The sequence below is a fragment of the Xylophilus sp. PBN-3R genome (genome assembly GCF_057747805.1).
This window is the reverse complement of record NZ_CM173225.1, coordinates 4670877-4689007: the sequence shown is the minus strand read 5'-3', so window position 1 is coordinate 4689007 and position 18131 is coordinate 4670877. Positions and strand designations below refer to the sequence as shown.

Sequence of the window (18131 nt, the reverse complement as noted above, 5' to 3'; positions counted from 1 at the left end):
GTTGCGACCTCTGCGACCTTTTCAGCCATGCCCCAGATCTTCATCGACGGCGAAGCAGGTACTACCGGCCTGCAGATTCGCGAGCGCCTCCAACAGATGCCGGAAATCGGCCTGCTGAGCATCGACCCTGCCCGCCGCAAGGATCCCGCCGCCAAACGTGAACTGCTGGCGCAGGCCGACGTGGTCATCCTCTGCCTGCACGACGACGCAGCCCGCGAAACCGTCGCCATGGTCGACGCCCTTGCCGCCGAAACCGGCAAGCCAGGCCCGAAGATCATCGACGCCTCGACCGCCCACCGCGTCGCGCCGGGCTGGGTCTATGGTTTTCCGGAGCTGTCCGCCGGCCAGAAGGAAGCCGTCAAGAACGCCACCCGCGTGGCCAACCCGGGTTGCTACGCCACCGGCGCCATCGCCCTGGTACGCCCGCTGATCGATGCCGGCCTGCTGCCCGCAGACCACCCGCTTTCGCTGCCGTCGGTCAGCGGTTATTCCGGCGGTGGTCGCAGCATGATCGAAGCCTATGAAGCCGGCACCGCCGCGCCCTTCGAGCTGTATGCGCTGGGCCTGTCGCACAAACACATCCCCGAGATCATGGCCAACACCGGCCTGACCCGTCGCCCGGTATTCATCCCGGCGGTCGGCAACTTCCGCCAGGGCATGCTGGTGCAGCTGCCATTGCATCTCGATTTGCTGCCGGGCAAGCCGGGCGCTGCCGACCTGCACGACGCCCTGGCCGCGCATTACGCCGCCAGCAATACCGAAGAGCAGTTCGTCAAGGTGATGCCGATCACCGCCGACGGCAAGCTCGAAGCCGAATCGCTGAACGACACCAACAACCTGGAAATCCGGGTGTTCCACAACACCGACCATCGCCATGCGGTGGTGGTGGCCAAGCTGGACAACCTGGGCAAGGGTGCCAGCGGCGCCGCCGTCCAGAACCTGAAACTCATCACCGGGCTTTGAGCCCCGGCCGGCCTCACGCGGTCGGTGCGGTAAACGCAAAGGCCGGCGTGCGGACCTCGAAGACACCCAGCCATTCGGCCAACGCCGGATATTGCTCGCGCCAGGCACCGGCAAAACGCAGGTCCAGGTAACCCAGCGCACAGGCCAGCGAAATCTCGCCGGCATCGGGCGGTCCGCCACGGATCGCCGCATAACGCTCGGCGGCGAATGCAAGCGCTCTTTCCATCTTGCCGCGCTGATGGTCCAGCCAGCTCTGCACACGATGTTCTTCGGGCCGGTAGCGCGCCTCGTAGACCTGCAGCACGCAGGCATCCATCAGTCCGTCGGCCAGGGCCTGCTGGCGCAGCACGGCAAAGCGCTGCGCACCTTCGGGGAACAGACCGGCATCGGGCGACATGGCGTGGAAATACTCCACGATCACCCGCGAATCGAACAGTGCTTCCCCGTCTTCCAGTAACAGCGCCGGGATCTTGCCCAGCGGGTTCTGGCCGCGCAGCGTGTCCACCGGATTGTTGGTGTCGGCGACCTGGACCAGGATCCGGTCGGCCAGGCCCGCCACATCCGCAGCGATACGAACCTTGCGACCAAAAGGAGAGAGAGGCGAGGAGCGAAGAATGAGCATGGTTTTATTGTGCCTTGTGACAGACCACGCTTATGGTTACTCCTTCGTCACTCAGCCTGTGCTGGAACCGGACGCGGCGGGTGGCCGGTATAGGCCGGGATGTTCGAGCGCGGCAGCGGTCCCTTGTTGCGGCCGCCCTGCCGGGTCTGTTCCCACGCATGGGCCAGGATGCCGACCGAACGCGACAGGCAGAACAGCCCGCGCGCCAGCTCGGCGGGAAAATCCAGTTCGGCATAGACCACCGCGGTGGCGCCGTCGATGTTCATGGGGATGCGCCGGCCGCCCTTGCGTCGGGCGATGGCGTCTTCCACCGCCCGGCCGATGGTGGCGAATCGTCCCGAGACCTCGCCCCGCGCCGCCGCCTCGTCGACCAGCGCCAGCAACGGGGCGGTACGCGGATCGACGGGATGGAAACGATGGCCGAAACCGGGAATGAACTTGCCGTGTTCGGCGATGCAGGCGTCCAGCGCCGCCTCGACCGCCTCGGTTTCGCCGGCGCCGGCATCGATGCGCGCCGCCGCGTCGCGATAAAGGCCCACGGCCTGCTCACCGGCTCCGCCGTGCACGTCGCCCAGCACGTTGACGGCGCTGGCCATGGCGTTGTTCAGGCCGACGCCGCAGGTCGCGGCCATGCGGGCGATGGCGATGCTGGGCGCCTGCGGCCCGTGGTCGACGGCCGACATCAGCACAGCGTCCAGCAGCCGTGCCTGGGCCTTCGTGGGCAGTTCACCGCGGGTCATCAGCCAGATCATCTGCGGCAGGCCGATGCCGCCGGAGATCAGGTCCTGTATCGGATACCCGCGGTAGCGGATGACACCGGGCTGCATGTCGATGATGTCGGTCGCCCACCAATTCTCGGCGGCTTCGCGGTCGGCGGATTTCTGGATGAAGTCGTGGCTGCTCATGTCGGTGCCTGCATGTTTCTCAGGTGATCTTGTCGGTGCGGAAGGCGGCGATCTCGTCGGCGCCGTAACCCAGTTCGGCCAGCAGGCTGTCGTTGTGCTGGCCCAGCATCGGCGGCGGCGAATCCACGGTCGGAGCCTGGCCGTCCAGCTTGAAGCCGGTGCGCATCACCCGCACGTCGCGGCCGACGCCGGGCACGTCCGCGAACTGCGCGACCAGCCCGCGGTCGGCGATCTGCGGATGTTCCAGCGCCTGCGGCACCGTGTAGATGGGACCGGCAGGCACACCGACCGCATTGAATTCGGCCCACCAGTGGTCGGCGTCGTGACCGGTCATGGCGGCTTCCAGTTCAGCCTTGAGTTCCGCCCGGTGCGCCAGCCGGCCCTGGCGTTCGGCAAAACGCGGGTCGGTCGCCAATTCGGGACGGCCGACCACCCGGCAGACGGCCTCGAACTGTTCCTGCTTGTTGGCGGCGATGTTGATCAGGCCGCCGCCGGTGCGAAAGGTGCCGGACGGGCTCGCGGTGACATTGTCGTTGCCCATCGGTCTCGGTTCACGGCCGGCCACCAGATGGTTGGACACCGCCCAGCCCATGGTCGCCATGGCGGCCTCGAGCATCGACACGTCGATGAAACTGCCGCCGCTGCGCTGTCTGTCGGCCAGCGCGGCTGAAACCGCCATGGCCGCCGTCAGCCCGCCGATGGTGTCGGCCACCGGATAACCGACGCGGTAGGGCGCGTTCTCGGGCGCGCCGGTGATGCTCATCATCCCCGACATGCCCTGGATGATCTGGTCGTATGCCGGCAGGTCGCGCAACGGGCCGTCCTGGCCGAAACCCGAAATGGCGCAATAGATCAGCCGGGGCTGGTGCTCCAGCAGGGCTTCGTAGCCCAGGCCCAGGCGCTGCATCACGCCGGGGCGGAAGTTCTCGACCAGCACATCGGCGGTGGCCACCAACTTGCGGAATATCTCCTTGCCGCGCGGCTGCTTCAGGTCGAGCGTGATGGAACGTTTGCCCGGGTTCTGCGCCAGGAACGAAGCGCCCATGAAGGACTTGTTCAATGCCGCGTCGGCGCCCAGCTGGCGCGCCAGGTCGCCGCCCTGCCGGGCTTCGACCTTGATGACGTCGGCACCCAGGTGAGCCAGCTGATGGCAGGCAAAGGGGCCGGCCAGCACATTGGTCAGGTCGAGCACCCGCACGCCGTGCAGGGGACGACCGGGCCTGGGAGATTCGTTGCGCGTTTCGGTCATCTTGTCAGTCTGCCCGAGCGCCGGAAGCCTTCACCGCAGCGCCCCAACGATCGTGTTCGGTCTTGATGAAGGCGCCCAGTTCGGCCGAGGTTCCACCGCGCACCGTCGTGCCTTCTTCCTGCATGCGGGCGATCAGTTCAGGGCGTTGCAGCGCGGCGTTGGTCGCCTTGTTGAGTTGCTGGATGACCGCGTCGGGTGTGCCGACCGGCGCCACCAGCGCCTTCCAGTCCTCGGCCACGAAGCCGGCGTAACCCGACTCGGCGATGGTCGGCACATCGGCCAGCGCCGGGATCCGTTTGGCCGACGTCACCGCCAGCGCCCGCAGCTTGCCGCCCTTGATCATCTGCAGCACGCTCGGCGGCGTGGCGAAGTACAGGTCGGTCTGGCCGCCGATCAGGTCGGTGATGGCCGGGCCGGCGCCCTTGTAGGGCACATGCGTCAGCCGGATGCCGGCGCGGCGGGCGAACATCTCACCGGCGATGTGGCCGACGGTGCCGGTGCCGGGCGATGCCATGTTCAAAGGCTGTTTGGCTGCCCGCGCCTTCAGGTCGGCGACGGTCTTCAGCGGCGAATCGGCCCGCACCACCAGCACCACCGGCTGCGAGGCCAGCAGCACCACCGGAGCGAAGTCCTTCAGCGTGTCGAACGGCAGTTTCGAATACAGGCTGGGGTTGATGGCCAGGTTCGCGGTCTGGGCAGTGCCCACGGTGTAGCCGTCGTTCTTGGCCTTGGCGACCATGTCCAGGCCGATATTGCCGCCCGCACCGGGCCGGTTGTCGATGATGAAGTTCCACTGCGTGGCCTGCGTGACTTCGGCCATCACCAGGCGCGTCAGCACGTCGGTGCCGCCGGCCGGCGGGAATGGCACGACCAGGCGCACCGGCTGGCTCGGGTAGGCGGACTGCGCTCCGGCGGCGGTGGCGGCCAGCAGCAGGATGGCACCCAGCGCGCGGCGGGTGACGACAGGCAAATGGGACATGGTCATGTTTTAGTCTCGATTTTGTATAGATAGAACGATATTTTATCTATGCTATTTATCCGCCCGCAGAATGTCAAACCCGCCACCTTTCCAAGCCACACCACCGCTTCATGCCGAAACGCCCCGCCGTCCCCGCCATTGCCGACCAGAACGCTGCCGAAGGCGGCATTGCCACGCTGGACCGTGCGCTTTCGTTGCTGACCTGCTTTACCGCATCGCAACCGATGCTGAGCCTGGCCGAACTGGCCGGCCGCACGCGTATCAGCAAGAGCACGGTGCTGCGCATGCTGGCGTCGCTGGCGCATGCGCACATGGCGCAGCGCCTGCCCGACGGCCGCTGGACGGTGGGTGCGGAGGTCGAAAGGCTGCACCGCGTCTTCGCCGCCTCGTTCTCGCTCGAGTCGGCGGTGATGCCGGCGCTGCAGGCGCTGGTCGACGCCACCCAGGAAAGCGCGGCCTATTACGTACCGCACGGCCCTGTGCGGCTGTGCCTGTACCGGGTCGATTCACCCCGCCCGGTGCGCGACAACCAGAAACCCGGCGACCTGCTGCCGCTGGACCGCGGTGCCGGCGGCCGCATCCTGCAGGCCTATGCCGCGGCCCAGGCCGGTCCGGGTGGCCACGGCGGGGACCGCACGCTGGGTGCGAAGATCCGCCGCGAACAGGTGGTGGTGCTGATCGGCGACCGGGTGCCCGAACTGGCCGGCCTGGCCGCGCCGGTGTTCGGTGCCGACGGCAACCTGGCAGGCGCCGTCACCCTGACCATGCCGACCGAGCGCCTGGATCGAGCCTACGCACTGCCCGTGCAGCTGGCGGCTCGCGGCATCACCAACAACCTGGGCGGCCGCTGGCCCACGGCCAGCTGAAGTCCCGCGAAACCGGCAAACCCGTGATCGCAGGCATCGACTTCTCGCAACCGGCCGAGACCGTGGCGGCGCAGCTCATCGGCGTCACGCTGCTGGTCGACGGCGTCGGAGGCCGCATCGTCGAGACCGAGGCCTATGACCAGGCCGACGCCGCGTCGCACACCTTCGGCGGCCCCACCGACCGCAACCGGTCGATGTTCGGCCTGCCGGGACATGCCTATGTCTACCGTTCCTACGGTATCCACTGGTGCCTGAACACGGTGTGCCGCGAACCCGACCACGGCGCCGGTGTGTTGATCCGAGCCATCGAGCCGACCCACGGAATCGACCGCATGCGTGAGCGGCGCGGCGTGGAGGGCCTGCGCCAGCTGTGTTCCGGCCCCGGCAAGCTCGGCCAGGCGCTGGGTATCGACCGGCGGCTGGACGGGCTGGCGCTCGACCGGGCGCCGTTCGAACTGCTGCCTGCCCGCGACGCACATCCGGTGGTGCTGGCCACCGGTCCGCGTATCGGCATCAGCCGCGCCGTCGAGATGCCCTGGCGCTTCGGAGAAGCCGGCTCCCCTTTCCTCAGCCGCCCGTTTCGTTGACCCAGCCACTGGAGGGGCCTCAGGAATATCCCTGAAACACCCCCCCAGATCGCGCAAAGACTTACCAATCTGTGGAATTGATGCCATAAAGGGGGCATCGGCTGGACACGCGACCATATCTGCCCCGTCGATACCGGTTTTGTGACCTCATCACTGCGACGGGAGAGACAGATGACCCAGACGAGCGCCAGCCCATTCACCCGCAGCCGGGCCATCCGGCGCGCTGCCGCGGCAGCCCTCGGGGCGACAGCCGTGCTGGGCGCCCAGGCGGCCACGCTCACCGGCACGCTCACTGCCAGCATCACCCTGGCGTCCAGCTGCCTGGTGGTCGGCGCACCGGGCGCCACCACCGGCATCAACCTGGGCACGCTCGATTTCGGCAGCTGGCCGGCCACTTTCACCGGTGTGATGAACGCCACGCCATCGGGCGGCGTCAGCGGCAGCATCACCCAGCTGCTGTGTTCGCCGGATGTGACCGGCATTTCACTCACCGTCAACGCCGGCCAGCACGCCGGCCAGGGAGGCGCCACCGTGGGCGTCGGCAGCCGCGCGATGCGGGGCGTGAGCGCCAACGGAATCGTCGCCTACCTGCCCTATGAGATCTATTCGGATGCAGGTTTCCTGAACGCCTTCCCGCTCGGAACCGCCGTCACCGGTCTCGCGATTCCCCTGACAGGCCTGGCCGTCAGCCTGCCGCTGTTCGCACGCGTCAACAAATCGGTCAGCGGCGCGGCGCTGCCGGCCGCCACCTATTCCGACACCTTGCTCATCACCCTCAACTACTGAGCGATGGCGATCCGTACCCGCACGCGGCCCTCATTCCCGGCAATCGCTGCATTCGCCGCGCTGGCTTCATCGGCCGCATTCGTGCAGACGGTCGACGGCGCCACCATCCCGACCAAGGCCGACTTCCTGGTCGGCGCCATGGTGCAGAACGGCTGCCTGATCAGTGCCGCACCTGCGCAGGTGACCGGCGTGGTGTTTGGCCAGATTGTTTTCACCGGCACCTCTGCGCTGGTGGCCGGCGCGCAGACGATGGCGCTGGGCGCATCGGCCCAGCTGCAATGCACCACCGGCGCCAACGTGCGGCTGACGCTCGACGGCGGCCAGCATGCTTTCGGCACGCAGCGGCGGCTGTCCAACGGCACGGCCTTCGTGCCCTATAACGTGTCGCTCACCACGGCCGGCAACCCACCTGTGCTGCCGGGTGTCGAGGTCGGCATCGCGATCGGTGCCACGCCGCAGGCGCTGCCCCTTCAGGCGTCCATCCTCCTGCCCGGCACCGGCCTGCCGGCAGGGCTCTACACCGATACCGTGCAGGTGACCGTCGAATGGTGAAGACAAGTTTCCTGCGTCACGCAGCTGCAGCGGTGCTGGCTGTTCTCATGTCGACCGCGCAGGCCGGCACACCCTTGCTGATCTGGCCAATCGACCCGGTGATCGCCCCCGGCCAGCAGGCCGCCGCACTCTGGCTGGAAAACCAGGGCGCCCGGCCCGCCACGTTGCAGGTACGGGTGTTTGGGTGGAGCCAGCCGCGCGGCGAGGACGACTTCCAGCCCCAGCAGGCCGTGGTGCCCAGCCCGCCCATCGCCACCGTGCCGCCCGGCGGCCGGCAACTGGTGCGGCTGATCGCCACCCGTCCGGTGCCGCCCGGCACCGAACAGCCGTTCCGCATCTTCATCGACGAACTGCCGACGGCCGCACCGTCGGAGCAGGACCCGGGTCCCGACGCCGCCGGTGCTTCGGTGAAACTCCAGCTGCGTTACGCGGTGCCCCTGTTCGTCTACGGCGCAGGCGCGGTGCCGCCCACCGGCCGCAGCCGGGAAGGCGGCACGGACACGACCGACGCCAGCTCCAACGCCCTCGCACCCCGACTCGACTGGGCCCTGCTGCTCGAAAGGGGCCAGCCGGTGCTGGTGCTACGCAACACCGGCAACGCCCATGCAAGGGTGACGGGCGTCGAATGGAACACAGCCGACGGGTCGGTGCAGATACTCAACCCCGGCTTGCTGGGTTATGTGATGGCCGGCGCCACGATGCGGTTCGCCATCGAGAAACCGCTACCCCCCAACGCCAGGCTGCGCGCCGGACTGAACGGACGGACCGCCGACATCCCTCGTGCCGCGGACTGAAAAATTGGCCGGCCGGCGGCACAGGCTTCCGGTGCTGGCGGTGTGCATCTGCCTGCCGCGCCTGCTCGCCGCCAGCGGGCCGCCGCCGCTGCAGCTGGCCGCGCTAGACGGCCCGACGCCGCTCTACCTCGAACTGGTGGTCAACGGCCGCTCCAGCGGCGAAGTGGTCGAAGTCACCCAGCGCGGTCCGCATTACGAGATCGACGCCAGCGTGCTGCAACGGCTGCACCTGCTGCGCCAGGCGGTCGCCGACCGGCGCGTGGCCGTCGATTCGCTGCCCGGTGTGCAGACCGAATACGACACGCAGAACCAGCGCCTGCTGCTCAGCGTGCCGGCCGAATGGCTGCCGCAGCAACAGATCGGCGGCCTTGCGGTGCGCCCCCGGGTCAACGCCGTCAGCGGCACCGGCCTGTTGCTCAACTACGACCTCTACAGCAGCAGCCAGCGCGGCACCTCGTACACATCGGCCTTCGGCGAACAGCGTTACTTCAGCCCCGGCGGGGTGCTGAGCAACACGCTGGTGCTGCGGCGCGGCGCTGTCAGCGGGCCCGGCCTGCTGCGCTACGACACCCGATGGACCCGGCCCGACACCGACGACGCCAGCGAACGCAGCATCGGCGACGTGGTGACCGGCGCGCTACCGTGGACCAGCGCGGTGCGGCTGGGCGGCGTGCAATGGGGACGCAACTTCGGCATCCGGCCCGACCTGGTGACCTACCCCCTGCCGCAGTTCGCAGGCCAGGCCGCAGTGCCATCTTCGGTGGACTTGTTCGTCAACGGATTCCGCACCGCCGGCCGCAACGTCGATCCCGGCCCGTTCACCTTCAACCAGTTGCCGGGCGTGACCGGCGCCGGCAACGCCACCGTGGTCACCACCGACGCGCTGGGCCGGCAGATCGCCACCAGCCTGCCGTTCTATGTCAGCACCACGCTGTTGAAACCGGGACTGACCGACTATTCGGTTTCGCTCGGCGCGCTGCGCCGCAACTACGGCCTGCGCAGTTTCGACTACGGCCAGCCGCTGGCCGCCGCGGTCTTGCGGCGTGGCTGGAACGAAGGGCTGACGCTGGAAGCCCAGGGCCAGGCGGCGCGCGGCTTGATGGTGGCCGGTCTCGGCGCGGTGTGGCAGCCGGGGCTGCTCGGCACCTTGTCGGGCTCGCTCAGCCGGGGTTCGTCTCCCGGTTCACAGGGCGGCGGCAGCGGCTGGCAGACCAGCGCCGGCTGGCAGTACAACAGCCAGCGCGGCGGAGTGGCGGTGCAGCAGATCAACCGCCAGCCCGGTTACGGCGATGCCAGCACCTATGCCACCGACGGCTATCGGCTGTACCGCCAGCAGCGGCAGGTCAACGCCACCGTTCCAGTCGGCCGCGGTGCCTTTTCGGCCGGTTTCGTCGACCTGCGGGGCGGCACGCTCGCGGGCAGCGGCAACGACCGCAGCCGTGTGGTCTTCGCCAGCTACACCCGGCCTGTCGGTGAATCGGCCTACATCGCCATCACCGCCGGCCGCACCCTGGAAAACCGGGAAACCCAGGTGCGGCTGCAGCTCACCTACACCCTGGGCCGCAACGCCAGCGCTACCGCATCGGCGGTGCGCAGCGGCGACACGCAGGTGGCCCAGGCGGCTTACCAGCAGAACATTCCGACCGACGGTGGATTCGGCTGGAACATCTCGCGTTCGCTGGGCGAAAGCAACCGCCAGAGCGGCGGCGGTGGCAATTCCGACTACCGCCAGGGCACGGTGCAATACCGCAACCGCGAGATGCTGGTGCAGGGCGGCGTCTACGGCAGCGACGACGCCCTGTCGCGCTGGGCCGGCGCCAGCGGTTCGGTCGGCTGGATGGACGGCCGGATGTTCGCCACCAACCGGGTGGCGGACGCTTTCGCGGTGGTCTTCACCGGCCAGCCCGGCGTGCCGGTGCGTTTCGACCAGCAACTCATCGGCCGCACCGACGCCGACGGCTACCTGCTGGTGCCGCAGGTGCCGGGCTATTTCGAAGGCCGCTACAGCATCGACACCCTCGACCTGCCTGCCGACGCCCTCGTGCAGGACCCGGTGCGGTCGATGGCGGTGCGCGGCGGCACCGGCGCACTGGTGCAGATGCCGGTGCGCACCGTTGAATCCGCCACGCTGTTCCTGCTCGACGCAGACGGCGTCCCGCTGCGTGCCGGCACCGCCCTGCGCCACCTGGAAAGCGGCCTCGACAGTGTGGTCGGCTGGGACGGCGTGGCCTACCTGCCGCAGATGCTGCCCTTCAACACCGTGGTGCTGCGGCCGGCGGCCGGCGTCTGCCACGTGACCTTCACGGCCGACCGTTACCGCGCCGGCGAACGTACCCTGCGCTGCGTCGAAGGAGACCCCTCGCCATGAAACGAATGCTCGGCCTGCTGCCCGTCCTGTGCCTGGGTTCGCCTGCCATCGCCTGCAGCTTCAGCGAGACCGGCGGCACGCTGCCCGACCTGTCCTCTTTCGCGGTGCGCAACGGCCCCGGCGTCTCCGGCAGCGGCCAGTTGCAGCTCACCTGCGCCGGCGTACCCCTTCAGCTGCTCGGGCCGCAGCCGTCCATCACCGCGGTGCTGACCAGTCCGGTTACCGATCTTTCCCTGAAAAACGGCACCGACAGGATCCCGTACACGTTGACCAACGGCACCGGGCAGCCGTTCAGCGCCGGCCAGACCCTCATCAGCGTGAACGGCAACGCGGTGCTGGCCCTGTTCACCAGCAGCGGTTCGCGTGTGCCGGTGAACATCGTCACCGGCGCCAGCGCCAACGTGCCTGCCGGCCTCTACCAGGACACCGTCACCGTGCGCTGGACCTATCTCAACATCTGCGAAGGCGGCCTGGCTTCCATCGGCGGCCTGTGCCTGGCCACGCTCAGCTCTGAAACCAACATCACCCGCACGCTGACACTCAGCCTCAACGTCACCAACGACTGCGCCATCACCGCGCCGCCGGTGCAGTTCGGCGGCGCGCCGCTGCCCGCCATGTTCCCGGCCGTGAGCCAGAACATCGGCCTGCTGTGTACCAAGGGACTGGTCTACACCGTGGGCATCTCACCCGGCGGCCACGCGGTTCCGGGCGGCCGGCGTCAGATGGCGTCGGGCCTGGCTCGCCTGCAATACGACATCTTCAAACCGGGCAACACCGTCTGGCGCGACACCGGCGCCGATCGTCTCTCCGGCCCCGCCGCCGCCGACGGCCTGAACAGCCAGCTGCTGCCCTATACCGCGCGCATCTATGCCGACCAGCCAGCGCCTCCGGCCGGGTCTTATGAAGACAGCCTGACGGTCGACATCGGCTTCTGAAAACCTGCGCCCGCCCGCGAAAATCACCTACAAAGCGACGCGCATGCGGGCGGTAGAAGCCAGTGGATGAATACCTACGACACCCCCACGCCCGTCCCTTATTCGCCCCAGGTCGAACAGATCTCGGACGACGAGGCCCAAGTCATCACCGACCTGCGCGAGACCTTGCTGTCGATGTCGAAAACCATGGCCGAACACACCGGCAAGGGCCTGCGCAGCGTGCACGCCAAGAGCTTCGGCCTGCTGCGCGGAACCCTGGAGGTCTTGCCCGGCCTGCCGCCTGCACTGGCCCAGGGCCTGTTCGCGACACCCGGCCGGTACGACCTGGTCGCGCGGTTCTCCACACCTCCGGCCGAAGAACTGGACGACCGGGTTTCGCTGCCGCGCGGGCTGTCGCTGAAGATCATGGGTGTGCACGGCGAACGCCTGCCCGGATCGGAAGGCGACACCACGCAGGACTTTTTGATGGTCGACGGTCCGGTCTTTAACGCACCCGACGCCAAGCACTTTCTCCGCAGCCTGAAACTGCTGGCGTCCACCACCGACAAGGCCGAAGGCGGCAAACGTGCACTGTCGGTGTTGCTGCGCGGAACCGGCGCGGCGCTGGGCGCGGTGGGTATCGAAAGCCCCAAGATCATCTCGATGGGCGGCCACAAGCAGACCGAACCGCTGGGAGAAACGTTTTTCACCCAAGTGCCGATGCGTTATGGCAACTACATCGCCAAGCTGTCGGTGGCGCCGGTCTCGGCTTCGCTGCTGTCACTGAAGGACAAGCCGCTGCCGGACGAAATGGCCGACGATCCGGACGGCCTGCGCGGCGCGGTCAATGCCTTCTTCGCCGCGAACGACGATGCCGAATGGGAACTGCGCGCACAGCTCAACACCGACCTGGAAAAGATGCCCATCGAGGATGCTTCGGTCGAATGGCCGCAGGAACTGAGCCCGTATGTCACCGTCGCCCGCATCCGCATTCCGCGCCAGACCGGCTGGAGTGAAGAGCGGTCGCAGGCCATCGACGACGGCCTGGCGTTCAGCCCCTGGCACGGTGTCGTCGAACACCAGCCGCTGGGTGGCGTGATGCGCGCGCGGCGTGGCGTCTATCCGTCTTCGGCGGCCTTCCGCGGTTCGGTCACCGGCTGCCCGATGCACGAACCAGCGGCCGGCCGCGAGGTGTTGCCGGAGGTTGCGGGCGGTTGAGCGCAGGCACTCAAAGGGGTAGGCTGGAGCCCATGCCTTCTTCAGCCCACCCCGCCGCTGCGCCCCGTTTGAAGATCGGCCTGTCGGCCTGCTTTCAGCATGCCGATCCGGCGCGTCCCCTGTTCACCGGCAAGACCCTGCAATACGTCGAGCAGTCCATCGCCCACTGGCTGATGTCGGCCGGCGCGCTGGTGGTGATGGTTCCCTGCCCCACCGGTGAAACCGCTCGCGGCGACGTCACCCTGGCGCACTACGCCGAATGGCTGGACGGTGTGGTGATGCATGGTGGCGCCGACGTCTGGCCCGGCAGTTATGGCGAGGAACCGCTGCGCGAAGCCTGGGTCGGCGACCGCATCCGCGACCTCTACGATCTGGCGGTGGTCGAAGCTTTTGCCCAGGCAGGCAAACCGATCTTCGGCGTGTGCCGCGGTTTGCAGCTGATCAACGTGGCCTTCGGCGGGTCGCTCTACCAGGACATCGAGACCCAGCACGAAGGCGCGCTGCGCCACCGCGATGCCGACACCTACGACCTGAACTTCCACGACATCGAGATCGTGCAGGGCACCCGGCTGTCGAAGCTGTACCCGGGTTTGCAGCGGTCGCGCGTGAACAGCATCCACCACCAGGGCATCAAACGCCTGGCGCACGGTTTCACGGTGGAAGCCTGGAGCCGTCCGGACGGCGTGCCGGAGGCCATCCGCCGCACCGGCGGCCCGGAGAAGGGCTACATCGCGGCGACGCAATGGCATCCGGAATTCCACCGCCAGGGCGACAACCCGACCATCGACGACACGGCCATCCTGGACGACTTTTTGCAGGCCTGCGCCGCCAGCCGGCAACGGCCGCCAGTGCCCGCACGGCATATTCCGGGCCGCATCCGGGACCGTGCGACACGGCTGCTGCGGCAGGCCTTGCTGATGCGGTGAGCGCGGGTTCAAATATCTTGCCAAGCCATCAACGATGGCTCATCACGAAACCGGGTGCGTGATAAACCGCTCTGATTCAGGTCCGCCGTGGCAAATAAAGCTGACCCTGTGGCCTTGCGGAATGGGGCTGCGATGGCAATTTTTCATTCGCCACTGAATGCGCGCCCCTCAACGCGGCGCCAGGTGCCCCAGCGGCAACCCGCCCGCCGACTTCACTTCCCCCAGCGAAAAACTGGTGTGCAGGTCCTTCACCAGCGGGATGCCGGCCAGCTTCTGCAGAGCGAACTTCGAGAAGCTGTCCAGGTCTTCGGCCACCACCTGCAACTCGAAGGTACCGGTGCCGCTGATGTAGTGGCAGCTGATGACTTCCGGCAGCTGCCGTACCGCCTCTTCGAGCGCCTGCATGGCCACGGCCGAATTGCGTTCTGCATCCAGCCGTACGAAGGCCATCACACCCAGGCCAAGCTTCTGCCGGTTAAGCGTGGCGTGGTAACCCAGGATGTAGCCCGCCTGCTCCAGCGCCCGCACCCGCCGCCAGCAGGGCGCCGCCGACAGGCCGACACGCAACGCCAGTTCGGCGTTGGTCAGCCGGGCGTCGGCCTGCAGCTCGCGCAGGATGGACAGGTCGAATCGATCAAGTGTTTCCATGACATGGCCTTCTGCGAAAGGATCTTTCTTCAACTCCGATTTTTGGGGCAATGAACGCAAACACCTATCGGGAAAGCACTCCTACACTCATTCCATAGAACCGCATGCGACACGTATCGCGAAGCGGCAAACCTGGAGACAAATCCCGATGAACGCCCCCCTGCCCGAATCCGTCCGGCGCGCCCTGGCCGAGGCCAGCCTGGACGACCGATATGCCCTCGACCACGGCCGGGCCTTCATGAGCGGCGTGCAGGCGCTGGTCCGCCTGCCGATGCTTCAGAGGCAGCGCGACCTGCTCGCCGGCCATAACACCGCGGGGTTCGTCAGCGGCTACCGGGGCTCCCCGCTCGGCGGTTATGACCAGGCCTTGTGGAAGGCCAAGAAATTCCTCGAAGCCCAGCATGTCGTCTTCCAGCCCGGGGTGAACGAAGAACTGGCCGCCACGGCCGTCTGGGGCACCCAGACACTGGCCTATGCCAAACCCGAGCAGCAGAAATACGACGGTGTGTTCGGCCTCTGGTACGGCAAGGGACCGGGTGTGGACCGCTGTTCCGACGTCTTCAAGCACGCCAACATGGCTGGCACCAGCCCGCTGGGCGGTGTCATCGCGGTGGCCGGCGACGACCACATCAGCAAGAGCAGCACCGCCGCCCACCAGAGCGATCACATCTTCAAGGCCTGCGGGCTGCCGGTTTTCTTCCCTGCCAACGTGCAGGAAATCCTGGACCTCGGCCTGCACGCCTTTGCCATGAGCCGTTTTGCCGGTGTGTGGTCGGGGCTGAAGACCATCCAGGAGATCGTCGAATCCAGCGCCACGGCCATCATCGATCCGGACCGGGTGAAGATCGTCATCCCGGACGACTTCGAGATGCCGCCCGGCGGCCTGCATGTGCGCTGGCCCGATCCGCCACTGGAACAGGAAGCCCGGCTGATGGACTTCAAGTGGTATGCCGCACTGGCCTATATCCGCGCCAACAAGCTCAACTACACCTCCGTCGAAGGGCCGCACGACCGGCTCGGCATCATCGCCAGCGGCAAGGCCTGGAATGACACCCGCCAGGCGCTGATCGACCTGGGCCTGGATGACGAAACCTGCCGCAAGGTCGGTATTCGGTTGCACAAGGTCGGAGTCGTGTGGCCGCTGGAAGCGCAGCTCACCCGGGCCTTCGCCACAGGCCTGCAGGAGATCCTGGTGGTGGAAGAAAAACGCCAGGTCATCGAATACCAGCTGAAGGAAGAACTCTACAACTGGCGGCCCGATGTACGGCCCGACGTGCTGGGCAAGTTCGACGAGGTGACCGGTGATTTTTCGGGCGGCGAATGGAGCATGCCCAACCCCAGCAGCGGTACCTTGCTGCGTGCCAATGCCGACCTGTCGCCGGCGCTCATCGCACGCGCCATCGCGCGCCGGCTGGCCCGCCTGGGCCTGCTGGATGCGGCGGGCGGCGACATCGCCGCCAGGGTGCACGGCCAGCTGGCTGTGCTGGACGCCAAGGAATCTGCTGCCAAGGCCTTGCTCGCCAGCGGCGTGGCGGGCGCCGAACGCACGCCCTGGTTCTGCTCCGGCTGCCCGCACAACACCAGCACCGTGGTGCCCGACGGCTCCCGCGCCATGGGCGGCATCGGCTGCCACTACATGGCCACCTGGATGGACCGCGAGACGCTGGGTTTTACCCAGATGGGCGGCGAAGGCGTGCCCTGGGTCGGTCAGCAGCCCTTCACCAACGAAAAACACATTTTCGCCAACCTGGGGGACGGCACCTACTTCCATAGCGGGCTGATGGCCATCCGCCAGGCCATCGCAGCGGGCGTCAACATCACCTACAAGATCCTATACAACGATGCGGTCGCGATGACCGGCGGCCAGCAGGTCGGCGAACGGCCGGAAGGCCACAGCGTGCTGCAGATCTGCCAAAGCCTGCAGGCCGAAGGCGTGAAGAAACTGGTCATCGTCACCGACGAACCGGGCAAGTACCAGGGCATGAAGATCGCCGGCGATCCGGAGGTGCGGCACCGTGACCAGTTGGACGCCACCCAGCGCGAACTGCGCGAGATCGAGGGCACCACGATCCTGGTCTACGACCAGACCTGCGCCACCGAAAAACGCCGTCGTCGCAAAAGGGGCACGCTGGCCGACCCGGCCACACGCATCGTCATCAACGACCTGGTGTGCGAAGGCTGCGGCGACTGCGGAGTGCAGAGCAACTGCCTGTCGGTCGAGCCGCTGGAAACCCCGTTCGGCCGCAAACGCACCATCAACCAGAGCAGCTGCAACAAGGACACCAGCTGCCTGAAGGGCTTCTGCCCGAGCTTCGTGGAAGTGTCCGGCGGCAGCCTGAAGAAAAAGGCGAAAGGCCAGGGCCCGGCGCCAACCGACCTGGGTGAATTGCCCGAGCCCTCTTTACCCCTGCTTTCCGACAGATCGGGCCAGCCCTGGGGCATCTTGGTGGCCGGCGTAGGTGGCACCGGGGTCATCACCATCGGCCAGCTGCTGGGCGTGGCGGCGCATCTGGAAGGCAAGGGCATCGTCACGCAGGACGCTGCCGGCCTGGCCCAGAAGGGCGGCGCGACCTGGAGCCATGTGTTGCTGGCCGCGCACCAGGACGACATCCTGACCACCCGCGTGGGTGCTGCCGCCGCCGACCTGGTCCTGGCGTGCGACCCGCTCGTCGCGGTGCAGAAGGAAACCACCGAACGCATGCGCCTCGGCCGCACCCGGGTGGCCCTGAACACCCATGGCGCGCCCACCGCCGCCTTCGTCCACCAGGCCGACTGGCAAAACCCGGCCGATGCCTGCGCATCGCAGGTCGGGGAGCTTGTCGGAGCGTCTGCGCTGGGCGTCTTCGATGCCGACAGCAGCGCGACCAGGCTGATGGGCGACAGCATCTACGTCAACCCGATGTTGCTGGGTTACGCCTGGCAACGCGGCTGGATTCCGCTCGGCCACGCCGCACTGATGCGGGCGATCGAGTTGAACGGTGTGGCGATCGAAGCCAACAAGGTCGCCTTCCTGTGGGGACGCCAGGCAGCGCACCGGCCTGCCGCAGTGTCTGCCGCCGTGGCACCGGCACAGGTCATCAGTTTCCAGCAGCGAGAGAACCTGGGTTCGATGCTGTCGCGTCGGGTCGCGTTCCTGACGGCCTACCAGAACGCCGCTTATGCCGAGCGTTACCGCAGGGTCGTCGAGCGGGTGGCGGACTTCGAGCGTCAGCAGGGCGAACGCACACCGCTGGCTGAGGCGGTCGCCAGGTCCTTGTTCAAACTGATGGCCTACAAGGACGAATACGAGGTGGCCCGGCTGCAGGCCGACACTACTTTCCTGGCCAAGGTGCATGGCATGTTCGATGGCGAAGTGAAATTGCACTACCACCTCGCACCTCCCATCCTCGGCAAGAAAAATGCGCAGGGCCAGCCGGTGAAGCAGCGTTTCGGACCCTGGATGCTGCCGGCTTTCCGGTTGCTGGCGCACTTCAGGTTCCTGCGCGGTTCGGTCATGGACCCGTTCGGCCACACCCACGAACGCCGCACCGAACGCGCGCTCGTCGTCGAGTATCTCGAGACGGTGGAAGAATTGTTGGCCGGTCTCGCGAAAGGCCACGACACCGCACTCGCGCTGGAAATCGCCCGCTTGCCGGAAACCATCAAGGGTTACGGCCATGTGAAGGACCGCAACCTGGCCGCTGCCCGCCAGCGGGGTGCCGAACTCCTGACCCGATGGCGCGCCCCGCAGCCCGACCAGCGAGCTGCGTAGGGC

Annotated in this window: 16 protein-coding genes; 11 read left to right on the top strand and 5 right to left on the bottom strand. The window is 67.4% G+C overall.

What is annotated here, in order from left to right; translation table 11 throughout:
• The first annotated feature begins 27 nt into the window (after window positions 1-27).
• A complete protein-coding gene (argC, locus tag AC3ANW_RS22200; RefSeq protein WP_488342990.1) occupies window positions 28-963 on the top strand; it encodes an N-acetyl-gamma-glutamyl-phosphate reductase in 936 nt (311 codons plus the stop codon).
• 13 nt (window positions 964-976) lie between these two features.
• Here argC and AC3ANW_RS22195 read toward each other — a convergent pair whose 3' ends face one another.
• The 4 genes from AC3ANW_RS22195 to AC3ANW_RS22180 are packed head-to-tail and all read right to left on the bottom strand — an operon-like array spanning window position 977 to window position 4718.
• Window positions 977-1585, bottom strand: a complete 609-nt coding sequence (locus tag AC3ANW_RS22195; protein ID WP_488342989.1) for a glutathione S-transferase family protein — start codon at window positions 1583-1585, stop codon at window positions 977-979.
• Window positions 1586-1632: 47 nt separating this feature from the next.
• The gene (locus AC3ANW_RS22190) at window positions 1633-2490 is read right to left on the bottom strand and encodes a citryl-CoA lyase (protein ID WP_488342988.1); all 858 of its coding nucleotides are present in this window, start codon (window positions 2488-2490) and stop codon (window positions 1633-1635) included.
• 19 nt (window positions 2491-2509) lie between these two features.
• Window positions 2510-3739 carry a CaiB/BaiF CoA transferase family protein gene (locus AC3ANW_RS22185; protein ID WP_488342987.1) on the bottom strand — a complete coding sequence of 410 codons (1230 nt, stop codon included), beginning with the start codon at window positions 3737-3739 and terminating at the stop codon, window positions 2510-2512.
• Between the two features lie 4 nt (window positions 3740-3743).
• Entirely contained in the window at window positions 3744-4718 is a 975-nt protein-coding gene (locus tag AC3ANW_RS22180; RefSeq protein ID WP_488342986.1) for a Bug family tripartite tricarboxylate transporter substrate binding protein, read from the bottom strand.
• Between the two features lie 110 nt (window positions 4719-4828).
• Between AC3ANW_RS22180 and AC3ANW_RS22175 the strand changes: the two genes are divergently transcribed.
• The 9 genes from AC3ANW_RS22175 (at window position 4829) to AC3ANW_RS22135 (ending at window position 13729) form a co-directional block, all read left to right on the top strand.
• A complete protein-coding gene (locus tag AC3ANW_RS22175) occupies window positions 4829-5584 on the top strand; it encodes an IclR family transcriptional regulator (RefSeq protein ID WP_488342985.1) in 756 nt (251 codons plus the stop codon).
• A 23-nt stretch (window positions 5585-5607) separates the two neighbouring features.
• On the top strand, window positions 5608-6171 hold the full coding sequence (locus AC3ANW_RS22170; protein ID WP_488342984.1) for a DNA-3-methyladenine glycosylase: 564 nt from the start codon (window positions 5608-5610) through the stop codon (window positions 6169-6171).
• A gap of 171 nt (window positions 6172-6342) precedes the next feature.
• Window positions 6343-6957, top strand: a complete 615-nt coding sequence (locus AC3ANW_RS22165; protein ID WP_488342983.1) for a spore coat protein U domain-containing protein — start codon at window positions 6343-6345, stop codon at window positions 6955-6957.
• A gap of 3 nt (window positions 6958-6960) precedes the next feature.
• Window positions 6961-7509 (top strand): spore coat protein U domain-containing protein, encoded by a 549-nt coding sequence (locus AC3ANW_RS22160; protein WP_488342982.1) that lies wholly within the window; start codon window positions 6961-6963, stop codon window positions 7507-7509.
• Window positions 7503-8303, top strand: a complete 801-nt coding sequence (locus AC3ANW_RS22155) for a fimbrial biogenesis chaperone (RefSeq protein WP_488342981.1) — start codon at window positions 7503-7505, stop codon at window positions 8301-8303. The genes AC3ANW_RS22160 and AC3ANW_RS22155 overlap by 7 nt, the downstream gene beginning before the upstream one ends.
• A 31-nt stretch (window positions 8304-8334) precedes the next feature.
• Window positions 8335-10671, top strand: coding sequence for a fimbria/pilus outer membrane usher protein (locus tag AC3ANW_RS22150; RefSeq protein WP_488342980.1), 2337 nt, complete (start codon window positions 8335-8337; stop codon window positions 10669-10671).
• Window positions 10668-11606, top strand: coding sequence for a Csu type fimbrial protein (locus AC3ANW_RS22145; protein ID WP_488342979.1), 939 nt, complete (start codon window positions 10668-10670; stop codon window positions 11604-11606). The genes AC3ANW_RS22150 and AC3ANW_RS22145 overlap by 4 nt, the downstream gene beginning before the upstream one ends.
• A 66-nt stretch (window positions 11607-11672) precedes the next feature.
• Window positions 11673-12803, top strand: a complete 1131-nt coding sequence (locus AC3ANW_RS22140; protein WP_488342978.1) for a catalase family protein — start codon at window positions 11673-11675, stop codon at window positions 12801-12803.
• Between the two features lie 32 nt (window positions 12804-12835).
• The gene (locus AC3ANW_RS22135; RefSeq protein WP_488342977.1) at window positions 12836-13729 is read left to right on the top strand and encodes a gamma-glutamyl-gamma-aminobutyrate hydrolase family protein; all 894 of its coding nucleotides are present in this window, start codon (window positions 12836-12838) and stop codon (window positions 13727-13729) included.
• Window positions 13730-13897: 168 nt separating this feature from the next.
• On the opposite strand, the gene AC3ANW_RS22130 is transcribed toward AC3ANW_RS22135, so the two are convergent.
• Window positions 13898-14377, bottom strand: a complete 480-nt coding sequence (locus tag AC3ANW_RS22130; RefSeq protein WP_488342976.1) for an Lrp/AsnC family transcriptional regulator — start codon at window positions 14375-14377, stop codon at window positions 13898-13900.
• 148 nt (window positions 14378-14525) lie between these two features.
• Between AC3ANW_RS22130 and AC3ANW_RS22125 the strand changes: the two genes are divergently transcribed.
• Window positions 14526-18128 carry an indolepyruvate ferredoxin oxidoreductase family protein gene (locus AC3ANW_RS22125; RefSeq protein ID WP_488342975.1) on the top strand — a complete coding sequence of 1201 codons (3603 nt, stop codon included), beginning with the start codon at window positions 14526-14528 and terminating at the stop codon, window positions 18126-18128.
• Window positions 18129-18131: the final 3 nt, after the last annotated feature.